The 21,656-nt window shown below is 71.6% G+C and carries 20 protein-coding genes and 1 tRNA gene; 13 read left to right on the top strand and 8 right to left on the bottom strand.

The window, feature by feature from the left end; all coding sequences use genetic code 11:
* Positions 1–34 precede the first annotated feature (34 nt).
* Positions 35–1,189 (top strand): acyl-CoA dehydrogenase family protein, encoded by a 1,155-nt coding sequence (locus tag D7044_RS21800; RefSeq protein ID WP_120683562.1) that lies wholly within the window; start codon positions 35–37, stop codon positions 1,187–1,189.
* Between the two features lie 167 nt (positions 1,190–1,356).
* Positions 1,357–4,026 carry an ATP-binding protein gene (locus tag D7044_RS21795; RefSeq protein ID WP_120683564.1) on the top strand — a complete coding sequence of 890 codons (2,670 nt, stop codon included), beginning with the start codon at positions 1,357–1,359 and terminating at the stop codon, positions 4,024–4,026.
* A gap of 239 nt (positions 4,027–4,265) precedes the next feature.
* Here D7044_RS21795 and D7044_RS21790 read toward each other — a convergent pair whose 3' ends face one another.
* On the bottom strand, positions 4,266–4,772 hold the full coding sequence (locus D7044_RS21790; RefSeq protein ID WP_120683566.1) for a MarR family winged helix-turn-helix transcriptional regulator: 507 nt from the start codon (positions 4,770–4,772) through the stop codon (positions 4,266–4,268).
* A 99-nt stretch (positions 4,773–4,871) separates the two neighbouring features.
* On the opposite strand from D7044_RS21790, the gene D7044_RS21785 reads away from it, so the two are divergent.
* The gene (locus D7044_RS21785) at positions 4,872–5,453 is read left to right on the top strand and encodes a YceI family protein (RefSeq protein WP_120683568.1); all 582 of its coding nucleotides are present in this window, start codon (positions 4,872–4,874) and stop codon (positions 5,451–5,453) included.
* Between the two features lie 286 nt (positions 5,454–5,739).
* Positions 5,740–7,218 carry a glutamate--cysteine ligase family protein gene (locus tag D7044_RS21780; protein WP_120683570.1) on the top strand — a complete coding sequence of 493 codons (1,479 nt, stop codon included), beginning with the start codon at positions 5,740–5,742 and terminating at the stop codon, positions 7,216–7,218.
* A gap of 174 nt (positions 7,219–7,392) precedes the next feature.
* On the opposite strand, the gene D7044_RS21775 is transcribed toward D7044_RS21780, so the two are convergent.
* Positions 7,393–8,817: a hypothetical protein gene (locus tag D7044_RS21775; RefSeq protein ID WP_120683572.1), complete on the bottom strand. Its 1,425-nt coding sequence runs from the start codon at positions 8,815–8,817 to the stop codon at positions 7,393–7,395.
* A 122-nt stretch (positions 8,818–8,939) separates the two neighbouring features.
* On the opposite strand from D7044_RS21775, the gene D7044_RS21770 reads away from it, so the two are divergent.
* A complete protein-coding gene (locus D7044_RS21770) occupies positions 8,940–9,623 on the top strand; it encodes a PASTA domain-containing protein (RefSeq protein ID WP_120683574.1) in 684 nt (227 codons plus the stop codon).
* Between the two features lie 144 nt (positions 9,624–9,767).
* On the top strand, positions 9,768–10,553 hold the full coding sequence (locus D7044_RS21765) for a PASTA domain-containing protein (protein WP_120683576.1): 786 nt from the start codon (positions 9,768–9,770) through the stop codon (positions 10,551–10,553).
* A 47-nt stretch (positions 10,554–10,600) separates the two neighbouring features.
* Here D7044_RS21765 and D7044_RS21760 read toward each other — a convergent pair whose 3' ends face one another.
* Both D7044_RS21760 and D7044_RS21755 read right to left on the bottom strand, forming a co-directional pair.
* Positions 10,601–11,083 carry a hypothetical protein gene (locus D7044_RS21760; RefSeq protein ID WP_120683578.1) on the bottom strand — a complete coding sequence of 161 codons (483 nt, stop codon included), beginning with the start codon at positions 11,081–11,083 and terminating at the stop codon, positions 10,601–10,603.
* A gap of 100 nt (positions 11,084–11,183) precedes the next feature.
* On the bottom strand, positions 11,184–11,477 hold the full coding sequence (locus D7044_RS21755; protein WP_120683580.1) for a hypothetical protein: 294 nt from the start codon (positions 11,475–11,477) through the stop codon (positions 11,184–11,186).
* 669 nt (positions 11,478–12,146) lie between these two features.
* Here D7044_RS21755 and D7044_RS21745 point away from each other — a divergent pair.
* The 3 genes from D7044_RS21745 (at position 12,147) to D7044_RS21735 (ending at position 13,867) form a co-directional block, all read left to right on the top strand.
* Entirely contained in the window at positions 12,147–13,028 is an 882-nt protein-coding gene (locus D7044_RS21745) for a helix-turn-helix domain-containing protein (protein WP_120683582.1), read from the top strand.
* Complete coding sequence (locus tag D7044_RS21740; RefSeq protein WP_120683584.1) at positions 12,998–13,219, top strand: DUF397 domain-containing protein; 222 nt, start codon at positions 12,998–13,000, stop codon at positions 13,217–13,219. Before D7044_RS21745 ends, D7044_RS21740 begins: the two co-directional genes overlap by 31 nt.
* A gap of 261 nt (positions 13,220–13,480) precedes the next feature.
* Positions 13,481–13,867, top strand: a complete 387-nt coding sequence (locus tag D7044_RS21735; protein ID WP_120683586.1) for a hypothetical protein — start codon at positions 13,481–13,483, stop codon at positions 13,865–13,867.
* On the opposite strand, the gene D7044_RS21730 is transcribed toward D7044_RS21735, so the two are convergent.
* Positions 13,835–14,434, bottom strand: coding sequence for a hypothetical protein (locus tag D7044_RS21730; protein WP_120690060.1), 600 nt, complete (start codon positions 14,432–14,434; stop codon positions 13,835–13,837). The genes D7044_RS21735 and D7044_RS21730 overlap by 33 nt on opposite strands.
* 215 nt (positions 14,435–14,649) lie before the next feature.
* On the opposite strand from D7044_RS21730, the gene D7044_RS21725 reads away from it, so the two are divergent.
* Positions 14,650–16,524, top strand: coding sequence for a S8 family peptidase (locus D7044_RS21725; protein ID WP_120683590.1), 1,875 nt, complete (start codon positions 14,650–14,652; stop codon positions 16,522–16,524).
* 67 nt (positions 16,525–16,591) lie between these two features.
* On the opposite strand, the gene D7044_RS21720 is transcribed toward D7044_RS21725, so the two are convergent.
* The 3 genes from D7044_RS21720 to D7044_RS21710 all read right to left on the bottom strand — a co-directional run bounded on the left by D7044_RS21720 (position 16,592) and on the right by D7044_RS21710 (position 18,663).
* Positions 16,592–17,398 (bottom strand): WecB/TagA/CpsF family glycosyltransferase, encoded by an 807-nt coding sequence (locus tag D7044_RS21720; RefSeq protein ID WP_120683766.1) that lies wholly within the window; start codon positions 17,396–17,398, stop codon positions 16,592–16,594.
* Positions 17,395–18,468 carry an NAD-dependent epimerase/dehydratase family protein gene (locus D7044_RS21715; protein WP_120690148.1) on the bottom strand — a complete coding sequence of 358 codons (1,074 nt, stop codon included), beginning with the start codon at positions 18,466–18,468 and terminating at the stop codon, positions 17,395–17,397. The genes D7044_RS21720 and D7044_RS21715 overlap by 4 nt, the downstream gene beginning before the upstream one ends.
* Positions 18,469–18,577: 109 nt before the next feature.
* Positions 18,578–18,663: transfer RNA gene (locus tag D7044_RS21710), tRNA-Leu, on the bottom strand.
* Positions 18,664–18,870: 207 nt separating this feature from the next.
* On the opposite strand from D7044_RS21710, the gene D7044_RS21705 reads away from it, so the two are divergent.
* From D7044_RS21705 to D7044_RS21695, 3 genes are read left to right on the top strand one after another with little or no spacing between them, the layout of a single operon-like run.
* Positions 18,871–19,659, top strand: coding sequence for an FhaA domain-containing protein (locus D7044_RS21705; RefSeq protein WP_120683592.1), 789 nt, complete (start codon positions 18,871–18,873; stop codon positions 19,657–19,659).
* 6 nt (positions 19,660–19,665) lie between these two features.
* Positions 19,666–20,151, top strand: coding sequence for an FHA domain-containing protein FhaB/FipA (locus D7044_RS21700; RefSeq protein ID WP_120683594.1), 486 nt, complete (start codon positions 19,666–19,668; stop codon positions 20,149–20,151).
* Positions 20,148–21,653, top strand: a complete 1,506-nt coding sequence (locus D7044_RS21695) for a PP2C family protein-serine/threonine phosphatase (RefSeq protein WP_120690059.1) — start codon at positions 20,148–20,150, stop codon at positions 21,651–21,653. The genes D7044_RS21700 and D7044_RS21695 overlap by 4 nt, the downstream gene beginning before the upstream one ends.
* The last annotated feature ends 3 nt before the right edge of the window (positions 21,654–21,656 follow it).

The following is a 21,656-nucleotide window of genomic DNA, read 5'->3' as shown; positions in this document are numbered from 1 at the left end:
AACGCCCGGCGCCCGTACGTACAGGAGGAACCAGATGGACTTCCGGCTCACCGAGGAGCAAGAGGCGCTGCGGGAGAGCGTGCGGGACTTCGCGCGGGAGGTGGTCGCGCCGGTCATCGCCGAGCACTACGAGAAGCACACCTTCCCGTACGAGGTGATCCGGCAGATGGGCAAGATGGGTCTCTTCGGCCTGCCCTTCCCCGAGGAGCAGGGTGGGATGGGCGGTGACTACTTCGCGCTCTGCCTCGCGCTGGAGGAGCTGGCCCGGGTCGACTCCAGTGTGGCCATCACGCTGGAGGCCGCGATCTCGCTGGGCGCGATGCCGATCTACCGGTTCGGTACCGCTGATCAGCAGGCGCAGTGGCTGCCGAAGCTGCTCAGCGGAGAGGCCCTGGCCGGCTTCGGCCTCACCGAGCCGGGCACCGGTTCGGACGCCGGTGGCACCCAGACCCGGGCGGTGCTCGACGAGGCGACGAACGAGTGGGTGATCAACGGCTCGAAGGCGTTCATCACCAACTCCGGCACCGACATCACCACGCTGGTCACGGTCACCGCGGTCACCGGTACCCGGCCGGACGGCTCGAAGGAGCTCTCGACCATCATCGTGCCCTCGGGCACGCCGGGCTTCACCGTCGCGCCGGCGTACTCGAAGGTGGGGTGGAACGCCTCCGACACCCACGAGCTGACCTTCGACGACTGCCGGGTGCCGGCGGGCAACCTGCTCGGCGAGCGCGGCCGCGGCTTCGCCCAGTTCCTGCGCATCCTCGACGAGGGGCGGATCGCCATCGCGGCGCTCGCCGTCGGCCTCGCCCAGGGCTGCGTCGACGAGTCGATCAAGTACGCGAAGGAGCGGCACGCCTTCGGTCAGCCGATCGGGAACTACCAGGCGATCCAGTTCAAGATCGCCGACATGGAGGCGAAGACGCACATTGCCCGCCTGGCGTACTACGACGCCGCGGCGCGGATGCTCGCGGGCGAGCCGTTCAAGCGGCAGGCCGCCATCGCCAAGCTGCACGCCAGCACGATCGCCGTGGACAACGCCCGGGAGGCCACCCAGATCCACGGCGGCTACGGCTTCATGAACGAGTACCCGGTGGCCCGGTTCTGGCGGGATTCGAAGATCCTCGAGATCGGTGAGGGCACCAGCGAGGTGCAGAGGATGATCATCGCTCGCGACCTCGGCCTCTGAGGACGCCGACCGCGCCGGCGGGACACCGACCGCGAAGAGCCGACCACCGGTGGACGCCGACCGCCGAGGCGGGCGGCGGGCGACTGCTGTCGGATTTCGGCGGGCGAACGTCGGCAGCCCGACGCTGAGCTGCCGAGGATCGCACCTGGTCCGTACTCTTCCACTCCGTGACCCCGGCTCGTGATCGCTCGCCCGACCCGGACGGCGGCGCCGCCCTGCCGGAACTGCTGCGTGGGCACCGGCTGGCCGCCGCTCTCACCCAGGCCGAGTTGGCGGACCGCGCGGGGGTGGGCGTGCGGACGGTGCGTGACCTGGAGCGGGGCCGCTCCTCCCGGCCCCAGCGGACGACCGTCGAGCTGCTGGCCGGCGCGCTCGATCTCGCCGGTGCGGCCCGTACGGCCTTTCTGGCCGCGGCTCGCGGCCCGACCGGCGAACCGGCCAACCCGTCCCCGGGTCCGGTGGAGCCCTCCGCATCCGGGCCCGGCGAAGCCGGACTCGCGGTGACGCTTCCGCCGCCGGTCGAGTTGATCGGTCGCGATCGGGACGTCGACGAGCTGGTCACCATGCTCACCGACGAGCTGGGCCCCCGGCTGGTGAGCCTCGTCGGCCTGGCGGGTGTCGGCAAGTCCGCGCTGGCGCTGACCGTGGGGCATGCGGTGGCGGAGAGCCATCCCGCCGGAGTCGCCGGGGTGCTGATCGGCGAGGGGTCGGACGCCTACGACGTCTTCGCCACCTCGATGGCCGTGCTCGGCGCGGGCCGTGCGCCGGAGCTCGTCGCCCGGCTGGCGGGCCGCCCGGTGCTGCTCGTGGTGGACGCCGCCGAGCGCGCTCCGGGTCCGGTGGCCGAGGTGCTGCACCGCCTGATCGCCGCGGTGCCGTCACTGCGGGTGCTGGTCACCGGGCGGCATCCGGTCGGGCTGTCCGGGGAGCGGGTGTGGCCGGTGACCCCGCTCGAGGTGCCGCCGGCGGAGGCGGAGGTGGGCGGGCCCGCGGCGCTGACCGGGTGGCCGGCGGTCGAACTCTTTCTCGCGCGGCTCGCCCAGGTGCGCCGCGAACCGCCCGTGCCCGCCGAGCTGCCGGCCATCGCCGCGCTCGTACGCCGCCTCGGCGGTCTGCCGCTCGCCATCGAACTGATGGCCGCGCGCGGCCGGATCCTCGACCCGGCCGAGCTGCTCGACAGATACGGCGACCGAGTCCTCGATCTCGCCACTCCGGACCGGGGCACGCAGAGCCGGGGTTGGGAGCCGGGTGGCGCGGAGCCGTACGGGCCGTCGGTGGCGGTGACGCTCCGGGATGCCGTGGCGGCCAGCTACCGGCTGCTCGCTCCCGAGGAGCGGTTGGCGCTGCGGCGGCTCGCCGCGTTCGGTCACCGCTGGTCGGTGGATTTGGCCGAGGAGATGCTCGTCTGCGACGCGGACGCGGACGGCACGGTGGCGATCGATCCCATTCCGGTCCTGGACCGGCTCGTCGAGCTGGGCCTGTTGAGCGTATCCGGCCCCGGACCGTTGCGGTTCCGCCTGCTCGACGCGGTCCGTGAGTTCGCCATCGAGCAGGCCGCAGGCACTGGCGAGCTGGCGCGGATCCGCAGCCGGCACGCCGCGGTGATCGCCGGGCTGGTCGCCCGGACCGTGCCCGATCTGGTCGGCGCCCGCCTCACCGATGCGGTGCGCCGACTCGACGACCTGAACGGCGACATCAGCTCCGCCTTGTCGTACGCCGCCACCCACGATCCGCTGACCGCCCTGCGGCTCGCGTCGGGGCTGTCCCGGTGGTGGCGATTCCGGGGGCGGGACGTGGCCGGTCGGCAGTGGCTGCGCAGGCTGCTGGCCGATCCGCGTACCGCCGATGCGGAGCCGGCGCTGCGGGCGTGGGCGGCGCTCGGCGCGGCCCGGCTCGCCGCCGAGCACGGGGCTGCCGACGAGGAGCTACCCGGGGGGCGCGCGGCAGTGGCCGCGTTCCGGAACGCCGGTGACGTCTCCGGACAGCTCGCGGCCGGCACCGTTCTCGGCAGTCTGCTGATCCGGACCGGTCGCCCGGTGGAGGCCCGGGAGCAGGCCGAAGCGGTGCTGCGGTTGGCGACGCGACACGGACGGATCCGGGACGTGGCGGTGGCGCAGAACAACCTGGCCTGGCACGAGGTCCGCCTCGCCGACCTGGCGGCGGCCCGGCGGCGGCTCGCCGCCGTGGACCGGATCGCCGCGCAGTGTGGGGAGCCGCGGCTGCGGGTGCTCGCGCGGGCGAATCTGGCCGAGGTCGCCCGGCTGGAGGGGCGGTACTGCGACGCCATCGACCAGGGGCACCGGGTGCTGGCGATGCTCGCGGAGCTGGGTGACCCGGGGCACCGGCGCCGGGTGCTCGGCCGGGTCGGGTTGGCGCTCGCCCAGGACGGCCGGGCCGACGAGGCCGCCGAGGTGCTTGCCGAACTCCGTACCTGTGCCCCGATGCGGCTGCGGCTGCGTCCACCGGGGGAGCAGGTCGTGCCCCGGCAGCGATCTGTCGTTCCGACGGCCGGTATGGCCCCGCGGGAGGCCGGCTGGCGGTGGCCGCATCCGGAGGCGGGCATCTGCGCGCTGGTCGAGGGGAACCTCGCGCTGCACCAGGGTGACCGGGAGTTGGCGGCGGAGTGGTTCAGCGCTGCCGTCGAGGCGGGCGCGGACGACTACGACCGTCGGGACACGGTGGAGGCGCTGGTCGGCCTCGCCTCCAGCACCGGTGATCCGGCTGTGCTGGATCGGCTGGAGCTGGTGTGTCGGGAGGGCGCCATCCGGCTGTTGCCGCACGAGGAGGAGCTGCTGTACGCGTTGGCCGCGAACCGTGATGGTCGGGCGTCACGGTGACCGGGGAATCCGGTGGCGGGCCCGGCGGCCGGCAGCGCGTGCCCGGGTCGGGGTGGCGCGGGCGAACAGCCCCCTTTGTTGCTAACCCCTCGCTCTCCGCCCGCGCCGTCACCCCCCGGTGATCCCCCGCTGAGCCGAAGACTAGCCAGCGGGTACCAACCGGTTGGTCCGGTTTCGCAATCGGTGTCCGGTGGCCCGGGTAGTTCTGCCGGTCTTTCTGCCGGTACGGTCGCCGACCGTCACGCCGCCGGCTCGGGCTCCTTCGTCTCGTCGTCGCACTTGCTGTCGCTCCCGGCGGTCGCGCAGGGGTGTACGGCGTCGCGGACCTGACGGAGGGCGCCGACCAGCGCCTGCAGCGATTCCGGGTCGAGTTGGCCGGTGAACCACTCCTCGATGATCCGCAGGTGCCCGGGGAGCACCTCGTTCAGGCGTTGCAGGCCGGCCGCGGTGATCACCGCGAACGAGCTGCGCCGGTCGGAGGGGCAGGCGCGGCGGGTGACCAGGCCGTCGCGCTCCATCCGGTCGATCACCCGGGTCACACCGCTGGTGGAGAGGGTGGTCTGGGCGGCGAGGTCGGTCATCCGGAGCTGGTGCTGCGGCGAGCGGGCGAGGCGGGTCAGCACCTCGAACTCGACGGTGGAGAGCTTGTGTTCCTCGAACTGGGCGGCGAACCGGGTCGACAGCGCGGCGTGCACCTCGTACAGGAGCCCGATGGCGGTGATCCCGGGGGCGTCGAACACGTTCATCACCGATCCATCGTATCAGTTCTTGACACGGGGAATATTGACCTGGCTATAGTTGCTGCGTCAGCGGTTGGGCTACTAAACAAAATCCGGAGGAACGCCATGACCAGCAGCACCGAGGCCGCGACCCGCCAGTGGGAGGGTCTCACCATCCCCACCCCCGGCACCTACGCGCTGGACGCTGCACACAAGCGCGTCGGCTTCGTTGCCCGTCACATGATGGTGTCGAAGGTGCGCGGCGAGTTCGGTGAGGCGGCCGCCACCATCACGGTAGCCGAGGACCCGATGCAGTCCTCCGTCACCGCGACCATCCAGGCTGGCAGCATCCACACCGGCACGGCCGACCGGGACGGTCACCTCCGCAGCGGCGACTTCCTCGACGTCGAGAAGTTCCCGACCCTGGAGTTCCGCAGCACCGGGGTGAAGTCCCGCCACGGCAACGAGTTCGTCCTCCTCGGTGAGCTGACCATCAAGGACGTGACCCGCCAGGTCGAGCTGCACGTCGAGTTCGAGGGCGTCGGTCGTAGCCCGTACGGCCAGGACATCTTCGGCTTCTCGGCGAAGACGGAGATCGACCGCGAGGAGTTCGGCCTGACCTGGAACGTCGCGATCGAGGGCGGCGGCGTGCTGGTCGGCAAGAAGGTCAAGATCGAGATCGAGGGCGAGGCCGTCCGGCAGGCCTGACCCCCCGGCCCGTACGCCGGGTCCACCTCGCGAAAGCGGCGTGGACCCGGCGTCGTCGCATGTGCGGATCGTCACGGCCCGCGTGCCGCCCGAACCGATGACGCAGCAGGTCGACTGGGTAGAGATACGACCAGCGCTCATCCCACGACCGGCCCGGCGGCCGCGTCGAACGGATCGGCCGCTCTCCGCCTCTGGTCCTGACGAGGTGAGCGCTCTTAACGTTATGGGCTGACAACGCGCGTCGGGACGGTACGGCCCCGGTCGCGCCTTATGCCGGGAGGGGCACATGGGCAGGGACGTCTCGCAGGGCGCCTACTCCCGCGAGGACCGGGTCCGCTACCGGCAGAAGGTCCGGCGCTGTCTGGACGTCTTCGCCCTGATGCTGGACGACTTCGGCTTCGACGCCGACCGGCCGATGACCGGGCTGGAGATCGAACTCAACCTGATCGACTCGACCGCCGAGCCGGCGATGCGCAACGAGGAGATCCTCGCCCACATCGCGGACCCGCTCTTCCAGACCGAACTGGGCCAGTTCAACCTCGAACTGAACGCGCTGCCCCGGCTCATCGAGGGCACCGGCTTCGCCGACTACGCGCACGACCTGCGCGGCAGTCTCGCCCGGGCGGACGAGCGGGCCGCCAAGTCGGACGCCAAGATCCTGCTGGTCGGCATCCTGCCCACCCTCACCGAGCGGCACCTGATCGCGGAGAACCTCTCCACGAACGAGCGCTACCGGGCGCTCAACGACCAGATCGTCGGCGCCCGGGGTGAGGACATCGAGCTGGACATCAACGGCGTCGAGCGGCTGCGCACGCACACCGACTCGATCGCGCCGGAGGCCGCCTGCACCAGCCTCCAGTTCCACCTCCAGGTCGCGCCGGACAGCTTCGCCGACTACTGGAACGCCTCCCAGGCGATCGCCGCGGTGCAGGTCGCGGTCGGCGCGAACTCCCCCTACCTCTACGGTCGCCAACTCTGGGCGGAGACCCGGATCGCCCTCTTCGAGCAGGCCACCGACACCCGCCCGGACGAGCTGAAGGCGCAGGGCGTACGACCCCGGGTGTGGTTCGGGGAGCGGTGGATCACCTCGATCTTCGATCTCTTCGAGGAGAACGTCCGGTATTTTCCGCCGCTGCTGCCGATCTGCGAGGAGGAGGACCCGGTGGAGGTGCTGCATGCCGGCGGGGTGCCCCAACTCGGTGAGCTGCGCCTGCACAACGGCACCGTCTACCGCTGGAACCGGCCGGTCTACGACATCATGGACGGCCGCCCCCACCTGAGGGTGGAGAACCGGGTGCTGCCGGCCGGGCCGACGGTGGTCGACATGCTGGCCAACGCGGCGTTCTACTTCGGTCTGGCCCGCGCGCTGGCCGAGGCGGACCGCCCGATCTGGAGCCAGCTGACGTTCAGCTCCGCGGAGGAGAACTTCCACGCCGCCGCCCGGCGCGGCCTGGATGCCGTACTGCACTGGCCGAGGCTCGGCGACGTGCCGGTGACCGAACTCGTGCTGGACGTGCTGCTGCCCAAGGCCGCCGCCGGTCTGGACGGTTTCGGTGTCGCCCCGGCGCAGCGGGACCGCCTGCTCGGAGTGATCGAACAACGCTGCCGTACCGGCCGCAACGGCGCTACCTGGCAGACCGAGGCGGTCTGGGCGGCCGAGCGGCACCGGGGCCTGGACCGCGAGGCGGCCCTGCACCACATGGTGCAGCGCTATGCCGAGCTCCAGCGCAGCAACGAGCCGGTGCACACCTGGCCGGTTGACTGACTTCCGTCGACCGGAGCGTCGGGCGCGCTTGCGCCGGACCCGTCGACCACACCTGACCCGTCGACACGCCGGACGTGCGACCGCGCCTGACCCGCCGACCGCGCTGGGCACGTCGAGAGCGTTCCGGCCGGGCCGGTGCCGGTGGGAGCCGACCCGATCGAGGGTGAGCGTTCGTCAGCCGGTGCGACGCGGCGGCCGGGCACGGCGACCGGACCGGGTCTCCGGCTTGACCGGCTCCGCGGTGGCCGCGGCCGCCTCCGGCTCGCCCGGGTCGTCGAGTCGATCGGCCTCCCCGGTACGCGGCGCGGGCACCTTCGGCACGGGAGGGGTGCTGCCGGGCGGCGCGAACTCCCCGCTGTCGGTGGGCCGGACGGCGTCCGGCGGTGGCGTGGCAGCCGGGCGGTACGTCCCGGTCGAGTCGCCGGTCGTCCGAGCCCCCACCGCCGTCTCGGCCTCGGTCGGGATCGTCGGTCCGGTCGCCGGCTCGGTCGTGCCGACCGTCGGCCCCGACCCGCTCGCCGTGCCGGTCGAGTTCGCGCCGGCCCGCGACGCCGCCCGCCGGGCCCGGCCCTGTGCGAGCGCTGCCACCAGCACCGAACCGCCGATTCCGACGATCACCGCGTACGGGGCGATCAGATGCGCCGACACCTGCTCCGGGGTGATCGCCGACAGCCGTGGTACGGCCAACAGGTAGGCCACCGCGACGAGCAGCGGCCCGGCCGCGCCGGAGATGGCCGCGCCGATCCGGTGCTCCGCCGAGCGGGCGGTGCGCCGGGCAGCCAGTACGCCGATCAGCAGCGCGGAGCCGAGCGAGAGCACCACTCCCGGCCAGTAGAGGTAGTCCCGGATCCAGAATCCCGGCCGGTCCGAGCTGATCTGCCAGATGCCGAGCTGGGCGCTGGCGAGCCCGCGTCCGGCGAGTACTCCGTCGACCACCGCGACCACGGCGAGCAGCCAGAGCCAGGCGACCGTCGCGATCACGTTGGCGGCGGCGGCGCGTGAGCGCAGCGCCCAGAGCGCGGTCAACACCCCCAACAGCACCCCGATCGCCGCGTACCCGGCGGCGAGCCGCTGCGGGGTGGCGGTGTCCGCGGCCACCGCCACCCGGGCGGGAACCGCGACCAGCAGCACGGTGACGAGGCCGCCCAGCCCGGCCGCGATCGACAGGGCGATCCGCCGGAGACTGCTGGCGCGAGCGGTCTCCTCCGTCCCCCGGCCGGCCGGTACCGGGTCACCCTCGTCGGCCTGCCGCGGCGCACCGGACCCGGTCGGGGCGGTCGAACCGTCGAGTCGGGTCGTGGCGGCGTCGGAAGTGACGTCGGAGCTCGCCGGGCTCGGTTCGTGGGCCGTCACCCTCGCGGCGTCGCGCGCCCGCTCGTGCAGGCGGTACGCGCAGACCGCGCCGAGGATGGTCGAGGTGCCGGCGATCCAGGTGGCCCAGACCAGGCTGGCGACCCACGCCCCCCGGGCCGCACCGGCGTCGGCCGGTGCCCAGTTGATGATGCCCAACCCGTAGCCGAAGCCCAGTTGGGCCGCGCCGGTGCCGGCAGCAACGCCGACGGCGGTCGCGATGGATCCTCCCCAGCCGCGTCTGGCCATGCCGGGCAGCGTAACGTCCCGTCGTCGGCGCGGCGAGTCGTCGACAACCGTCCCGTCTGGACGGTGGCGGCGGCGACCTGGCGGGACTCGGTACGGTCGCGGGTGACTGAGGCGGTGTCGGTATGACGGACGGGAACACGAACGGCAATCTCGGCGAGAGACGCGAGGGCAGCCCGGGACGACTCACCGTGGTGCTCGGCGGCGGCATGGTCGCCGTGCTGCTCGCCGCGATCGGCGCGACCGGCGGTTGGCTGCTGGCGGGCGAGGGCGAGCAGTCCCCGGAGAAGCCGGTGGCGGCGCCGAGCGCGACCGGAGCGGCGAGCGGAAGACCCAGCCACCGCCCGGAGCCCACGCGGACCACCCCGTCGGCGCCGCGCACCTCGGCGTCGACCGCCTCGGGGCTGACCGTACCGCCGGTGATCGGCACGGATTTCCTGTACGCGCGCGACGAGCTGCGCGATCTCCGGCTGGGCTGGCGTCTGGTCTTCGGTGACGGTGCGGGCCGCTCGATCGAACGCACCGATCCCGAGGTCGGCCGCGAGGTACGGCGGGGGACGACGGTGACGCTCTACGTGGCCGGACCGCCACCGGAGAGTGAGGTGCCGGACGTCGTCGGTGACGACTGCGCCGACGCGGCGGACGAGCTGGGCGAGTCGGGCTTCTACCCGGACTACCCGAATGGGAAGCGCGGCGAGGTGACCCGCCAGGAGCCGTCCGAGGGGGGCTCGGCGCGCTGGAACGACCAGGTGCGGATCTGGTGCGGGGCGGAGAAGTCGAACCAGCCACCGTTCTTTCCGGCCCCGTGACGCAGACGGCCTGAACTGGACGGACGGTCGGCGACGGTCGTCCGTGGGCGGGTCGGCACGTTGATCCGGGCCGATGGTTGCGCGGCCAGCTAGGTTGGCGGACAGGAGGCCAGGACGCCTGCCCGGCTCGGGAGAGGACGTGCCATGAGCGACGACCGCCAGGAGCCACCCGCCGGCGACCGCGACGAGACCCGCCCGCTTCCGCGCTCCGGCGGCGAGCCGGACGACCAGACCCAACGGCTGCCCGGTCCGGCGGAGCGCGCCGGGGCGAGCTCCCCTGAGTCGGCGGACGCGACGACCCCGCTGGGCCGGCCCACCGATCGGAACGTTCCGGCGCAGCCGGAGCGGGTGGCGCCCTGGTCCGGGCGGGCCGGGGTGCCGCCGCCTCGACCGTCCGACTACCCCGAGCCGGCCGGCGAGTGGTACGAGGAGGAGCAGGGTGGCCGGCGCTGGTGGCTGCCGATCCTCTGGGGCATCCTCGCGTTGCTCCTGGTGGCTCTGCTCGGCGTCGCGTTGTGGCTGCTGAGCAATGCCGCGGACGAGCGGCCCGGCCCGGAGCCGTCAGTGTCGCCCTCGCTCACCACGGCCGCGCCGACCAGCGCCGCCCCGACCTCGGCCGAGCCGACGACCGAGTCCCCGAGCAGCGCTCCGCCGACCGCCACCGAGGCGGTCGAGGTGCCGGTGCCGCCGCTGGCCGGTCTGCCGCAGGCGGCTGCTGAGGCGCTGCTGGACCGGCTCGGGTTGAGCTATCGGGTGGAGTTCCGTCCGTCGGAGCTGCCGCCGGGGCGAGTGATCGGTACCGACCCGGAGGCGGGTGAGGTGGTGACCGAGGAGGAGGAGATCGCGCTCCTGATCTCACAGGCCGATGCCACCTCGGCCGCCCCGACCGGCCTGCCGACGTCGGCCCCCACGACGACGGCTACTCCCTGATCGGGGGCGTTCCCGCGGGCCGGACCGGTGGGGCTGAGGAGGTGCGGTCACCACATCCGTCGTCGGGTGCCGACCAGGCCGAGCCCGGCGAGCGAGATGGTCAACCCGAGGACGCCGGACCAGAAGAGTGCCCGGCGGACGTCGTCCGGTGAGTGTCGTCCCGTGTGCGGGGCGCTCTCGCCGGCCAGCGCGCCGGCTCCGGAGCCGTTCGCCGGGTCTTCGCCGGCCGGATCGGCCGCGTTGTTCGGGTCGCCCGGGACCGTGCTGCTTCCGTCGTCGAGCGGATCAGCGACGCCGGGCGTTCCGTCCCAGCCGGGTCCGTCGTCCGGGTCGGGTGAGGACCCCTCGCCGATCACCGTGATCTCCGGTGCGGGCACCGGCTCCGGCAGATGGGTGGTCGAGGAGAGGGCGGGGTCGCGTACCACGACCGCGAGGGTGGTGGCGGCGCCGAAGAACGCCAGGAGTACGAAGGCATAGGTGATAGGTGAGCGGTGTTGCCGCCGCGCGGCGGGCAGATTGAGCATGGCCATCCCAGGTTCGGGGTCCTGGACGCGCGGGGTGGAACCTGCCGGGGTGGGCGTGCCCTGAGTCTAATGCGAGACACGCCCACAAACTGCGGGTTCGCGGTGCTCAGCCCACCCGGACCGGCGTACGGGAGACCGGCCTGCGCTGCCGCGCGGTGTGCGGTCGCTGCTGCGGCACGGGCCGGTGCTGCGGCAGTTGCTGCAGCCCCTCCCGCTGTACGAAGATCGACCGCCGGTTGACCGCGTCCCCCGCCGCGTTCAACTCGTAGCCGTCGAGCCAGAGCCAACCGTCGTAGGTTGGCCAGTCGAGCACCCGGATCACCCGGAACTTGATGGGCCGGAGGAACTGGACACTCGCCGCGCGAGTCACGTGCAGTACGTCACCGGAGCGGGGAAGCACATGGGCTCCTGAGGAAGGTTGGCCGGCGGCCTCGCCGGCGAGTCTCGTCGGGGGGACTTTTCACGGGTCGATACGGCGAGGTCGTGTCTCGCGTACCGGTGGGTGGTGCGGGTGGTGGTGGTCGGGCCGTACCCGCTGGTGGCGCGCCGCCACCCGACCATCACCCGGCTGCTTCCGGGTTTTTGCGCCCACCGCCGCAGCCGGCTGGCGTGCAGCGGTGGGGTCATCACCCCGGGGCAGATCTGGTTGTCGCTGGCCGGATCGGGCCGTTCGGCAGGCCGCCCCCGCTGCGATGATCACTAACGGGTAGGCTGTCGAGACGGTGAGTAATCCGAGCCATACGGACAGAGTGCACCAGCGACGTGCTTCATGCAAGTTGCACGTCGACTTTTGCCGATACGTGAGTGCGACACGTAAAACAGCGCTTGAAGCCATCCGCGTTCGGGCGTCACACTGAGGACCGGTTTCGCCCGCCCGCGGCCGGTCGACGACCGGCACCACCCCCCGAGCCGCGAACCGTCCGCCGTCGAAGCTGCGCGCCGCGGCGGACGGCGACCATCGGCGCGTCGACCGGAGGTACAGGCGGGTGAGGGCGAAGAGCCGGCATGTCGGGGTGACACTCCTCCGCGCGCTAGGCGGGCCGGGCACGAGGCGAAGCGGGGTGGCTCGGTGAGCGAGCGGCGCAGCCCGACCATCCGGCGACGGCGCCTCGGCGCCGAGTTGCGGCGCCAGCGCGAGGCGGCCGGCATCACCATCGAGGCCGTGGCCGAGCAGCTGGAGTGCTCGGCGTCGAAGGTTTCCCGGATCGAGACCGGTCACACCACGGCCACGCCGCGCGACGTGCGCGACATGCTCCGGATCTACGGAGTGGTCGGCGTGGAGAGCGACGAGTTGGTGCAGATCGCCCGGGAGGCCCGGCAGAAGGGCTGGTGGCATCCGTACAGCACCGTGCTGGTCGGCGCGTACGTCGGGCTGGAGGCGGCGGCGAGTTCGATCCGGGCGTACGAACAGCAGGTGGTGCCGGGTCTGCTCGAGACCGAGGAGTACGCGGGCGCGATGATCCGGGCCGCCCGCCCGGACTTCACCCCGGATCAAGTCGCACAACGTGTCCGTGTCCGCCTCGGTCGGCAGTCGTTGCTGACACAGGATGATCCGGTCGATCTGTGGGTGGTGCTCGATGAGGCGGTGGTGAGCCGTCCGGTGGGCGGGGACGAAGTGATGCGGAACCAGTTGAAACGGCTGGTCGAGGTCGCGGAGCTGCCGAACGTGACGTTGCAGATCCTGCCTTTCGAGGTGGGGGCGCACGCCGGCATGGATGGCACCTTCACGATCCTGAGCTTCCCCGAGCCCGGTGATCCGGATGTCGTGTACGCGGAGAACGCCACGGGTGGGCTCTTCCTCGAGAAGGGCGACGAACTGCAGAAGTACAGCTTCATCTTCGATCACATTCGAGCGGCGGCCATTCGTCCGGAGGAGTCCATCGCACACATCGCGAAACTGGTAGAGGAGCCGCTGTGGAAATGGCGACCAAGGGGTTCTCCGTGGACCTGACGCAGGCAACGTGGTTCAAGAGCTCGAAGAGCGGGCCGAACTGTGACAACTGCGTGGAGGTGGCGTACGTGCCGGGAGTGGTCGGCGTCCGGGACTCGAAGGACAAGACGGGGCCGGCCCTGATCTTCGCTCCCGCTGACTGGCACGCCTTCGTCGCCAGCACCAGGAACGGCGGGTTCGGTTCGGCCTGAAGCACTCGGGCGCAAAGGCGACGGGGCGGGTCCTCGTCCGGGATTCACCGGACGGGGGCCCGCTGCCGCGTTCCGGGCCCGATCGCCCGAACAATCACCGACGGACGTGCGCTCCATTTCCTTTCGAAGAGGCCGCGGCGGGCCACGATCCACCGGGCGTCCCGTCGCCACAAGCGCCCCGCCTCGTTGAACCCGTCGGTATGGCGCCGGTGCAGAAACCGGCCGCGGGGGATCGGCAACCGAGCGAGGCAGGCGAGACGCATGACGACGATCGGGTCAGAGAACCTCACCAACGGTCCGAGCAAATCGGAGCGGTTCGGTGGCAAGTACCGCGGTGCGCGTCGGGACACCGTCCTCACGGAGGTGGTCGCGGGTGACCCCGAGCGGGAGGAGGCGGCCGAGCACTCCGCCTCTGCGATCAACCTGCCGTCGCTGGAGCCGAACTCGCACGGTGCCGCGAACTTCCCGGCCAGCTGGTCCACCGAGCCGGGCGACTCGCTGGTCGACCACCCACTGCTGCAAGGGCTGCTGTTGGAGCTGCCGCCGAAGGGCAGCCTGCCGCCGCCCGGCTGGCTCGACCGCTGGTTCGAGGCGACCCGCGCGATTCTGGAGCTGCTATACATGCAGGGGGCGGGCCGCCCCCGATGAGGCCGGCGCCGGCACCCGGGCCCGCTCGCTGAGCCGGTTGTGCCGCAGCGCGTGCCGGATTCCGACGGCGAGGATCCCGAGCGCACCGGCGGTGATCGCCGGTCCGGTGACCCCCGGTTCGGTGAGTTGGTCACCGCCGCTCGCCGCGATCATCTCGGCCACCGCCAGCAGAGCGGTCACCTGCAGGGGCAGGCCCATCAACGGATGCGCTGCCGCGGCGCGCAGACCGTACGGCGCCGGCGTGTCCGGGGCAGTGGCGAAGGCGCCCGCTCCGGCCCAGAGCCGGCGCACCCGGCGGACGGTGCAGACGGCGACGACCAGGGCGGGTACGGCGGCCACGTCGAGGGCCGCGGCGGCCCGGTCGGCCGGCGCGTCCCCACCGCTGAGCAGCCCGGCCACCAGCACGGCCGAGGTCAGCGCGAGCCCGCTCACGACCAGGCCGAGCAGCCATCCGCTGCGCCGACGGATCGAGCAGGCGCGCTCCAGCCGGGGTAGTCCGTCCGCGAGGAGGCCGGCGGCCAGCCAGACCGCGGCGACCGGCAGCAGCACGACGAGATGACTATCCATGCCGAACAGCCTTGCCCGTCCGCCCGCTCGGCGAATCCGGGCAGCGCCCCCGTTGGCCCCGGACGTGCTCCCGTAGGGGTCATCCTTCACGCGTTATGAAAGATTCGACATGTTTCAATGACGCACCCCCTCGCTCTACTCTCGGCTAGATCGGCAGTCGTCGATCCGATCGGGTACCCGTTTCGGACGGCTGCCAGTCGGAGGGAGGTAGAGAGATGGGTCTTGCCCACAGGTCCGTACTCGTCGGGGTGGCCACGCTCAGCATGCTGGCCGCCGCCACGCCCGCACTGGCCGCCGAACCGACCGGCACCATCCGAGCGGCGGGCGGGGCCACCGCCGTGGCCGACAGCTACATCGTCGTCTTCAAGGACACCGCGGTCGGCCGGGACTCCGTCAGCGACAACGCCCACCGCCTGACCGGGCGGCACGGCGGATCCGTCGCCCGCACCTACGAAGCCGCGCTGCGCGGATTCGAGGCGCGGGTCGACGAGAAGACCGCCGCACGGATCGCGGCCGACCCCGCCGTGGCGTACGTCGAGCAGAACCACACCGTTTCGATCGCCGACACCCAGCCCAACCCGCCGTCCTGGGGCCTGGACCGGATCGACCAGCGGAACCTGCCCCTGAACAGCTCCTACACCTACCCGAACACGGCGTCCAACGTCCGCGCCTACATCATCGACACCGGCATCCGGTTCACGCACAACGACTTCGGCGGTCGGGCCGTCTCCGGCTTCGACGCGATCGACGGCGGCGCGGCCGACGACTGCAACGGTCACGGCACGCACGTCGCGGGGACTGTCGGCGGCTCCGCCTACGGTGTGGCCAAGGGCGTCCAGCTCGTCGGCGTCCGGGTGCTCAACTGCCAGGGCAGCGGCACCAACGCCCAGGTCGTGGCCGGCATCGACTGGGTGACCGCGAACGCCGTCAAGCCGGCGGTGGCGAACATGAGCCTCGGCGGCTCGGCCAACAGCTCGATCGACACGGCCGTCACCAACTCGATCAACTCGGGCATCACGTACGCGGTCGCCGCCGGCAACGGCGACATCTTCGGCAACCGGCAGAACGCCTGCAACTACTCGCCGGCCCGGGTCGGACCCGCGATCACCGTCGGCGCTACCCAGAACAACGACGCGGCCGCCAGCTTCTCCAACTTCGGCACCTGCGTCGACATCCTGGCCCCGGGCGTGAACATCACCTCCGCCTGGTACACCAGCAACACCGCGACGAACACGATCAGCGGCACATCGATGGCCTCGCCGCACGTCGCCGGCGTCGCGGCGCTCGTGCTCTCCGCGACGCCGGGGCTGACCCCGCAGCAGGTCCGCGACAACCTGGTCAACAACTCGACCCCGAACGTGCTGACCAACCTCGGCACCGGCACCCCGAACCGGCTGCTCTACGTCGTGAACGGGTCCACCCCGCCGCCCACCAACGACTTCTCGGTCTCGGTGTCGCCGACCTCCGGCTCCACCGCGCCGGGCGGCTCGGTCACGGCGACCGTCGGTACGGCCACCACGAACGGCTCCGCCCAGTCGGTCAGCCTCTCCGCCAGTGGCCTGCCGAGCGGCGCGACCGCCTCGTTCAGCCCGTCGACGGTGACCTCGGGCGGCTCCTCGACCCTCACCATCGCCACCTCGGCCGGCACGCCGGCCGGAAGCTATCCGATCACCATCACCGGTACCGGTGCGTCGGCGACCCGTACGGCCACCTACACGCTGACCGTGACCGGTACGGGCGGCGGCTGCTCGGGCACGAACGGCACCGACGTCGCGATCCCGGACACCGGTGCCACGGTGGCCAGCTCGATCGTGATCTCCGGATGCGGCCGCAACGCCTCGGCGAGCTCGCAGGTTCCGGTCAACATCGTGCACACCTTCCGCGGTGACCTGGTGATCGACCTGGTCGCCCCGGACGGCTCGTCGTACCGGCTGAAGAACAGCAGCTTCTTCGACGGCGTCGACAACGTGAACACGACCTACACCGTCAACCTCTCCAGCGAGGCGGCGAACGGCACCTGGCAGCTGCGGGTGCGGGACGTCTACTCGGGCGACACCGGCTATATCAACACCTGGTCGCTGACCCTCTGACCAGTGGCGACGGAGGACCCCTCCCCGGTCGGGGAGGGGTCCTCACACGTGTCGTCGACGAGTGCGGTCAGACCGCGAAGCCGGCGGGGCGTTCCGCGGCCGGTGCCGGCGGCGCCGCCTTCCACAGCCCGAGCTTCTGCGCGAAGAGCCGGCTCAGGAACGCCGGGTTGAGGATCACGTACCGGCGCCAGAGCCGCTTGGGCTCCAGGCCCAGACGCCAGAGCCACTCCAGACCGGCCCGCTGCATCCACGGCGGGGGCTTGCGCAACAGCCCGGCGTGGTAGTCGAAGGCGGCCCCGACCGCCATGAGCGGCATGTCGAGCAGCGGCCGCATGGCGTACGTGAAGACCTCCTGCCGGGGACAGCCGAGCCCGACCAGGACGAGCCGGGCGCCACTGGCCCGGATCCGGTCCGCGATCTCGACGTCCTCGCCCGGCTGCACGGCCCGGAACTTGGACGGCTCCACACCGGCGATCTTGAGCGCCGGGAACATCCGCTCCAACGCCGGGATCAGCCGGGACAGCGTCTCCTCGGTCGAGCCGTACAGGTAGACCGGCAGACCCTCGTCGGCGAACCGGGAGAGCACGTGCAGGGTCAACGTCGGGCCGTACACCCGGTCCCGGAGGCCTGCGTGGTGCAGCAGGTTGAGCGCCCAGCGCACCGGCTGGCCGTCCGGGGTGACGACGTCGAAGGAGTTGAGCCGGGCGTTGTGGGCCCGGTCGAGCACGCCCGTCATCACGCCGTGCACGGCCAGCGCGGTCAGCGCCAGCGGGCGGCGTTCCTGGGCGGCCGCGACGACCTGCTCGGTCGCCTCGGCGTAGTCGGTGGCGTCGACCAGGACGCCGAGCACGTTCTGCTTGCGCTGCACGGTCATGCCGAGGGCACCCACTTGTCCACGTTGGCCTCGTAGATCTCCCGCATGATCATCGGTACGTCGTAGACCTGCTTCCATTCGGGATAGTCGGCCTGGAACGCCTCGTTCGAGCCGATCCACCACTTGTGGTCGCCGACCCGGTTGGCCTCGACGTACTCCGAGACCATCTCCCGGCCGGTGATCCGCTCGGCCTCGGCGAACGCCTCCCGCATGGAGGTGTTGGAGTGCCGCCCGCCGCCCAGGTTGTAGACCGCCGCCGAGCGGGGGTTACGGAAGAACGCCTCGAACGCCCCGACCACGTCCGAGCTGTGGATGGCGTCCCGGACCTGCTTACCCTGGTAGCCGTAGATCCGGTACGTCCGGCGCTCCATGTTGGCCCGCATGACGTAGCCGAGGAAGCCGTGCAGCTCGGTGGCGGAGTGGGCCGGGCCGGTCAGCGTGCCGCCGCGGAAACACGCCGTACGCATGTCGAAGTAGCGGCCGTACTCCTGCACCATCACGTCCGCGGCGACCTTCGAGGCGCCGAAGATCGAGTGCAGGGAGGAGTCGATCGACATGTCCTCCCGGATGCCCTGCTCGTACGGGTGCCCGGGCTCGATCTCCCAGCGGGTCTCCAGCTCCACGAAGGGCAGGCTGTTGGGCCGGTCGCCGTAGACCTTGTTGGTCGAGCAGTGGATGACCGGCGCCTCGATGCAGTGCTCGCGGACGTTCTGGAGAACGTTCAGCGTGCCGCCGGCGTTGACGTCGAAGTCGGTGTAGGGGTCACGGACCGCCCAGTCGTGCGAGGGCTGCGCGGCCGTGTGGATCACCACGGCGATCTCCGCGCCGTACCACTGGAAGAGCTTCGCCAGCGCGTCCCGGTCGCGGATGTCGATCGAGTGATGTGTGTACGCCGACCCCAGCTCCTGGGTCAGCCGCTTGACGTTCCACGCGGTCGACGCCTCCGACCCGAAGAACTGCTGCCGCATGTCGTTGTCGATACCGACCACGTCGAGACCGAGACCGGCGAAGTGCCGGACCGCCTCGGAGCCGATCAGACCGCCCGACCCGGTCACCAACGCGACACTCACACGCCACTCCTGGTCCATCGGAGGCAGAAAACCATTCGGAGCATAGCGTGATGCTCGACATGCCCCGATATGCCGCGAGGGCCCCGCGACCCGCGGAGCCCTCGTGTGGTGGTGGGGAAGGGGGGAGTTGAACCCCCACGCCCTTTCGGGCACACGGACCTGAACCGTGCGCGTCTGCCATTCCGCCACTTCCCCGTGGCACGACCGGATAACTGTAACCCGACCCGACCTCGCCGCCAGCGGCGGGGCCCGGCACATATTACGCTGTTCCGGTCATCGCCACGACCGGTTACCGTTCGTGGCGGACGAAAGAGTAGCACGGTAGGAGCGGCCCATCCGAACGGGCCGGGAGCAGGCGGCCGAGCGGCGTGTGAGCTGCGCGCGCGCCGGCCGGATACCATCATGTCCTCGGGACCCGAGGAGGAGCCGGTGAGCGTGCTGCAACGCTTCGAGAAGCGTCTGGAAGGCCTGGTCGAAGGGGCCTTCGCCAAGGTCTTCAAAGGGGTGGTCCACCCCGTGGAGATCCTCAACGCCATGCAGCGGGAGGCTGAGGCGCACAAGGCCATCCTGGCCGGTGGGCGCACCCTCGTGCCCAACCGCTACGTGATCGATCTCTCGCCGTACGACCACAGTCGGCTGGCGCCCTACGCTGCCGCGCTGGCCCAGGAGCTGGCCCAGTCGCAGGCGGAGTTCATCGGCGAGCAGGCCTGGACGGTCTACGGCGACGTGATCGTCGAGATCGAGCGCGGCGACGGGCTGGACACCGGGATGTTCCGGGTCACCGCCGAGGTCTACACCGGCGGCGACGTGGCCCCGGCCCCGGGCCCCGGCTACGACGCCGGCCCGCCCGCCTATCCCGCGTACGACCAGGGTGGCGGCTACGGGCCTCCGCCCGGGCACGGCGGCGGGCGCAACGTACGCCTGGTCTCCGGCGACGGTCGCACCTACCCGTTGCAGATGGGCTCCACGGTCATCGGCCGTGGTGACCAGGCCAACCTCCGGCTGCCGGACGTCGGGATCTCCCGGCGGCACGCCCGCCTCGACTTCGACGGTGGTCAGGTGGTGCTGACCGACCTCGGCTCGACCAACGGCACGATGGTCAACGGTCAGCGGGTCTCGGCCGTCGCCCTCAACCCCGGGGACATGATCCAGCTCGGCACCACCACACTGACCTTCCGCGTGGACGGCTGATCAGCGTTGCCGGAACTCGTCATCACCGTCGCCCGGTTCGGGTTCCTGATCCTGCTGTGGATCTTCGTCTTCACGGTGGTCGGCGTCATCCGCCGCGACCTCTTCGCGGGTGCCCGCTCGGGCCGGCTGGTCGCCGCGCCCCGGACGTTGGGCGCCGTGGCGGGTCAGGCGGCGAAGCCGGCCAAGGTGAAGCGGGGTCGGGCAGCGCACCAGCTGGTGGTGACCGCCGGTCAGCTGGCCGGCACTCGAATCACGCTCGGTGAGGCGCAGATCACCATCGGTCGTGCGGAGGACTCCACCCTCGTCATCACCGACGACTACGCGTCGGCGCGACACGCCCGACTCGTGCCACGTGACGGGCAGTGGTTCGTAGAGGACCTCGGTTCGACTAACGGCACCTATCTGGATCGCGCTAAGGTCACCGGACCGACCCCCGTCCCCCTCGGCGTGCCGATCCGGATCGGCCGCACTTCCCTCGAATTACGGCCATGACTCTGACCCTGCGCTACGCGGCCCACAGCGACCGCGGTCTGATCCGAGACGGCAACCAGGATTCCGTCTACGCCGGACCGCGGCTACTCGCCGTTGCCGACGGCATGGGCGGCATGGCCGCCGGTGACGTCGCCAGCAACATCGTCATCGGTGCCATGGCGCCGCTCGACGAGGACGTCCCCGGGGACGCTCTCGTCGACGCGCTGCGATCAGCCGTCGGCACCGCCAACCAACAACTCCGCGACACCGTGGACGCCAATCCCCAACTGGAGGGGATGGGCACCACACTCACCGCGACGCTCTTCTCCGGCAGCAAGCTCGGCATGGTGCACATCGGCGACTCCCGTGCGTACCTGCTGCGCAACGGCGAGTTCGCGCAGATCACCAAGGACGACACCTACGTCCAGATGCTCGTCGACGAGGGCCGGATCAGCGCCGAGGAGGCGAGCAGCCACCCGCAGCGGTCGCTGCTGACCCGTGCGCTCGACGGCCGGGACATCGACCCGGAATACTCAGTGCGCCAGGTGCTTCCCGGTGACCGCTACCTGATCTGCAGCGACGGGCTCTCCGGTGTGGTCAGCGCGGACACCATCGGCGAGACCATGCGTGAGTACACCGACCCGCAGCAGTGCGTCGAGCGGCTCGTCCAGCTCGCGCTCCGCGGTGGTGGCCCGGACAACATCACGGTGATCATCGCTGACGCGACCGACCAGGACATCGTCGAGGCGACACCGATCGTGGGCGGCGCCGCCGCCCGGGATCGGGGCATGGCGACCTCGGCGGACATCTCCACCCCGGCCGCCCGGGCTTCGGCGCTCTCGGCGCCGCGCTCACCGGCGCCCGAGGAGCCGACTCCCGACGAGGACGAGCCCGAGCGGCGCCGGCACCGGCCGGTACGCGCGGCCGCAATGGGGATCGCCCTGCTGGTGATCCTCGGCGGTGGCCTCTTCGCCGGCTGGAGCTACACCCAGCAGCAGTACTACGTCGGGGCCACGGAGGAGGGCCAGGTCGCAGTCTTCCGTGGGATCCAGGGCCAGATCGCCGGCCTGGATCTCTCCACCGTGCACTCCACCAGCCCCGCACAGCTCGACGACCTGACCCTGGCCGCACAGGAGCAGGTCAAGCAGGGCATCCCCGCCAAGAGCGAGCCGGACGCCGAGCGTCGGCTGGCCGAGCTGACCAGCGAGGACCCGACCAACCCGAACCTCAAGCCGGTCTGCCCGAGCCCGTCCACGCCGGTCGCCTCGTCGACCCCGTCGACCCCGTCGACCCCGTCGACCTCGTCGAGTCCGTCGCCGAGCACCGTCGCGACGACGCCCACGCCGAGCGGCAGCGCCGCCGTCGGCGCGCCGACGGCCAGCAGCCGCGTCGGCCAGGTCTCGAACAGCCCCAGCCCGAGCGGCAGCGTGGTCGGCACCGAGCCGACCAGCACGCCCGACGCGCCACCCTCCGACTCGGCTCCGCCGGCGCTCGACCCGGCCGGCTGCCGGTCGCCCGAGTGAGCG

It is taken from the genome of Micromonospora musae, assembly GCF_003626635.1.
GTDB classification, from domain to species: Bacteria; Actinomycetota; Actinomycetes; order Mycobacteriales; family Micromonosporaceae; genus Micromonospora; species Micromonospora musae.
This window is presented reverse-complemented; position numbering and strand designations above follow the sequence as displayed.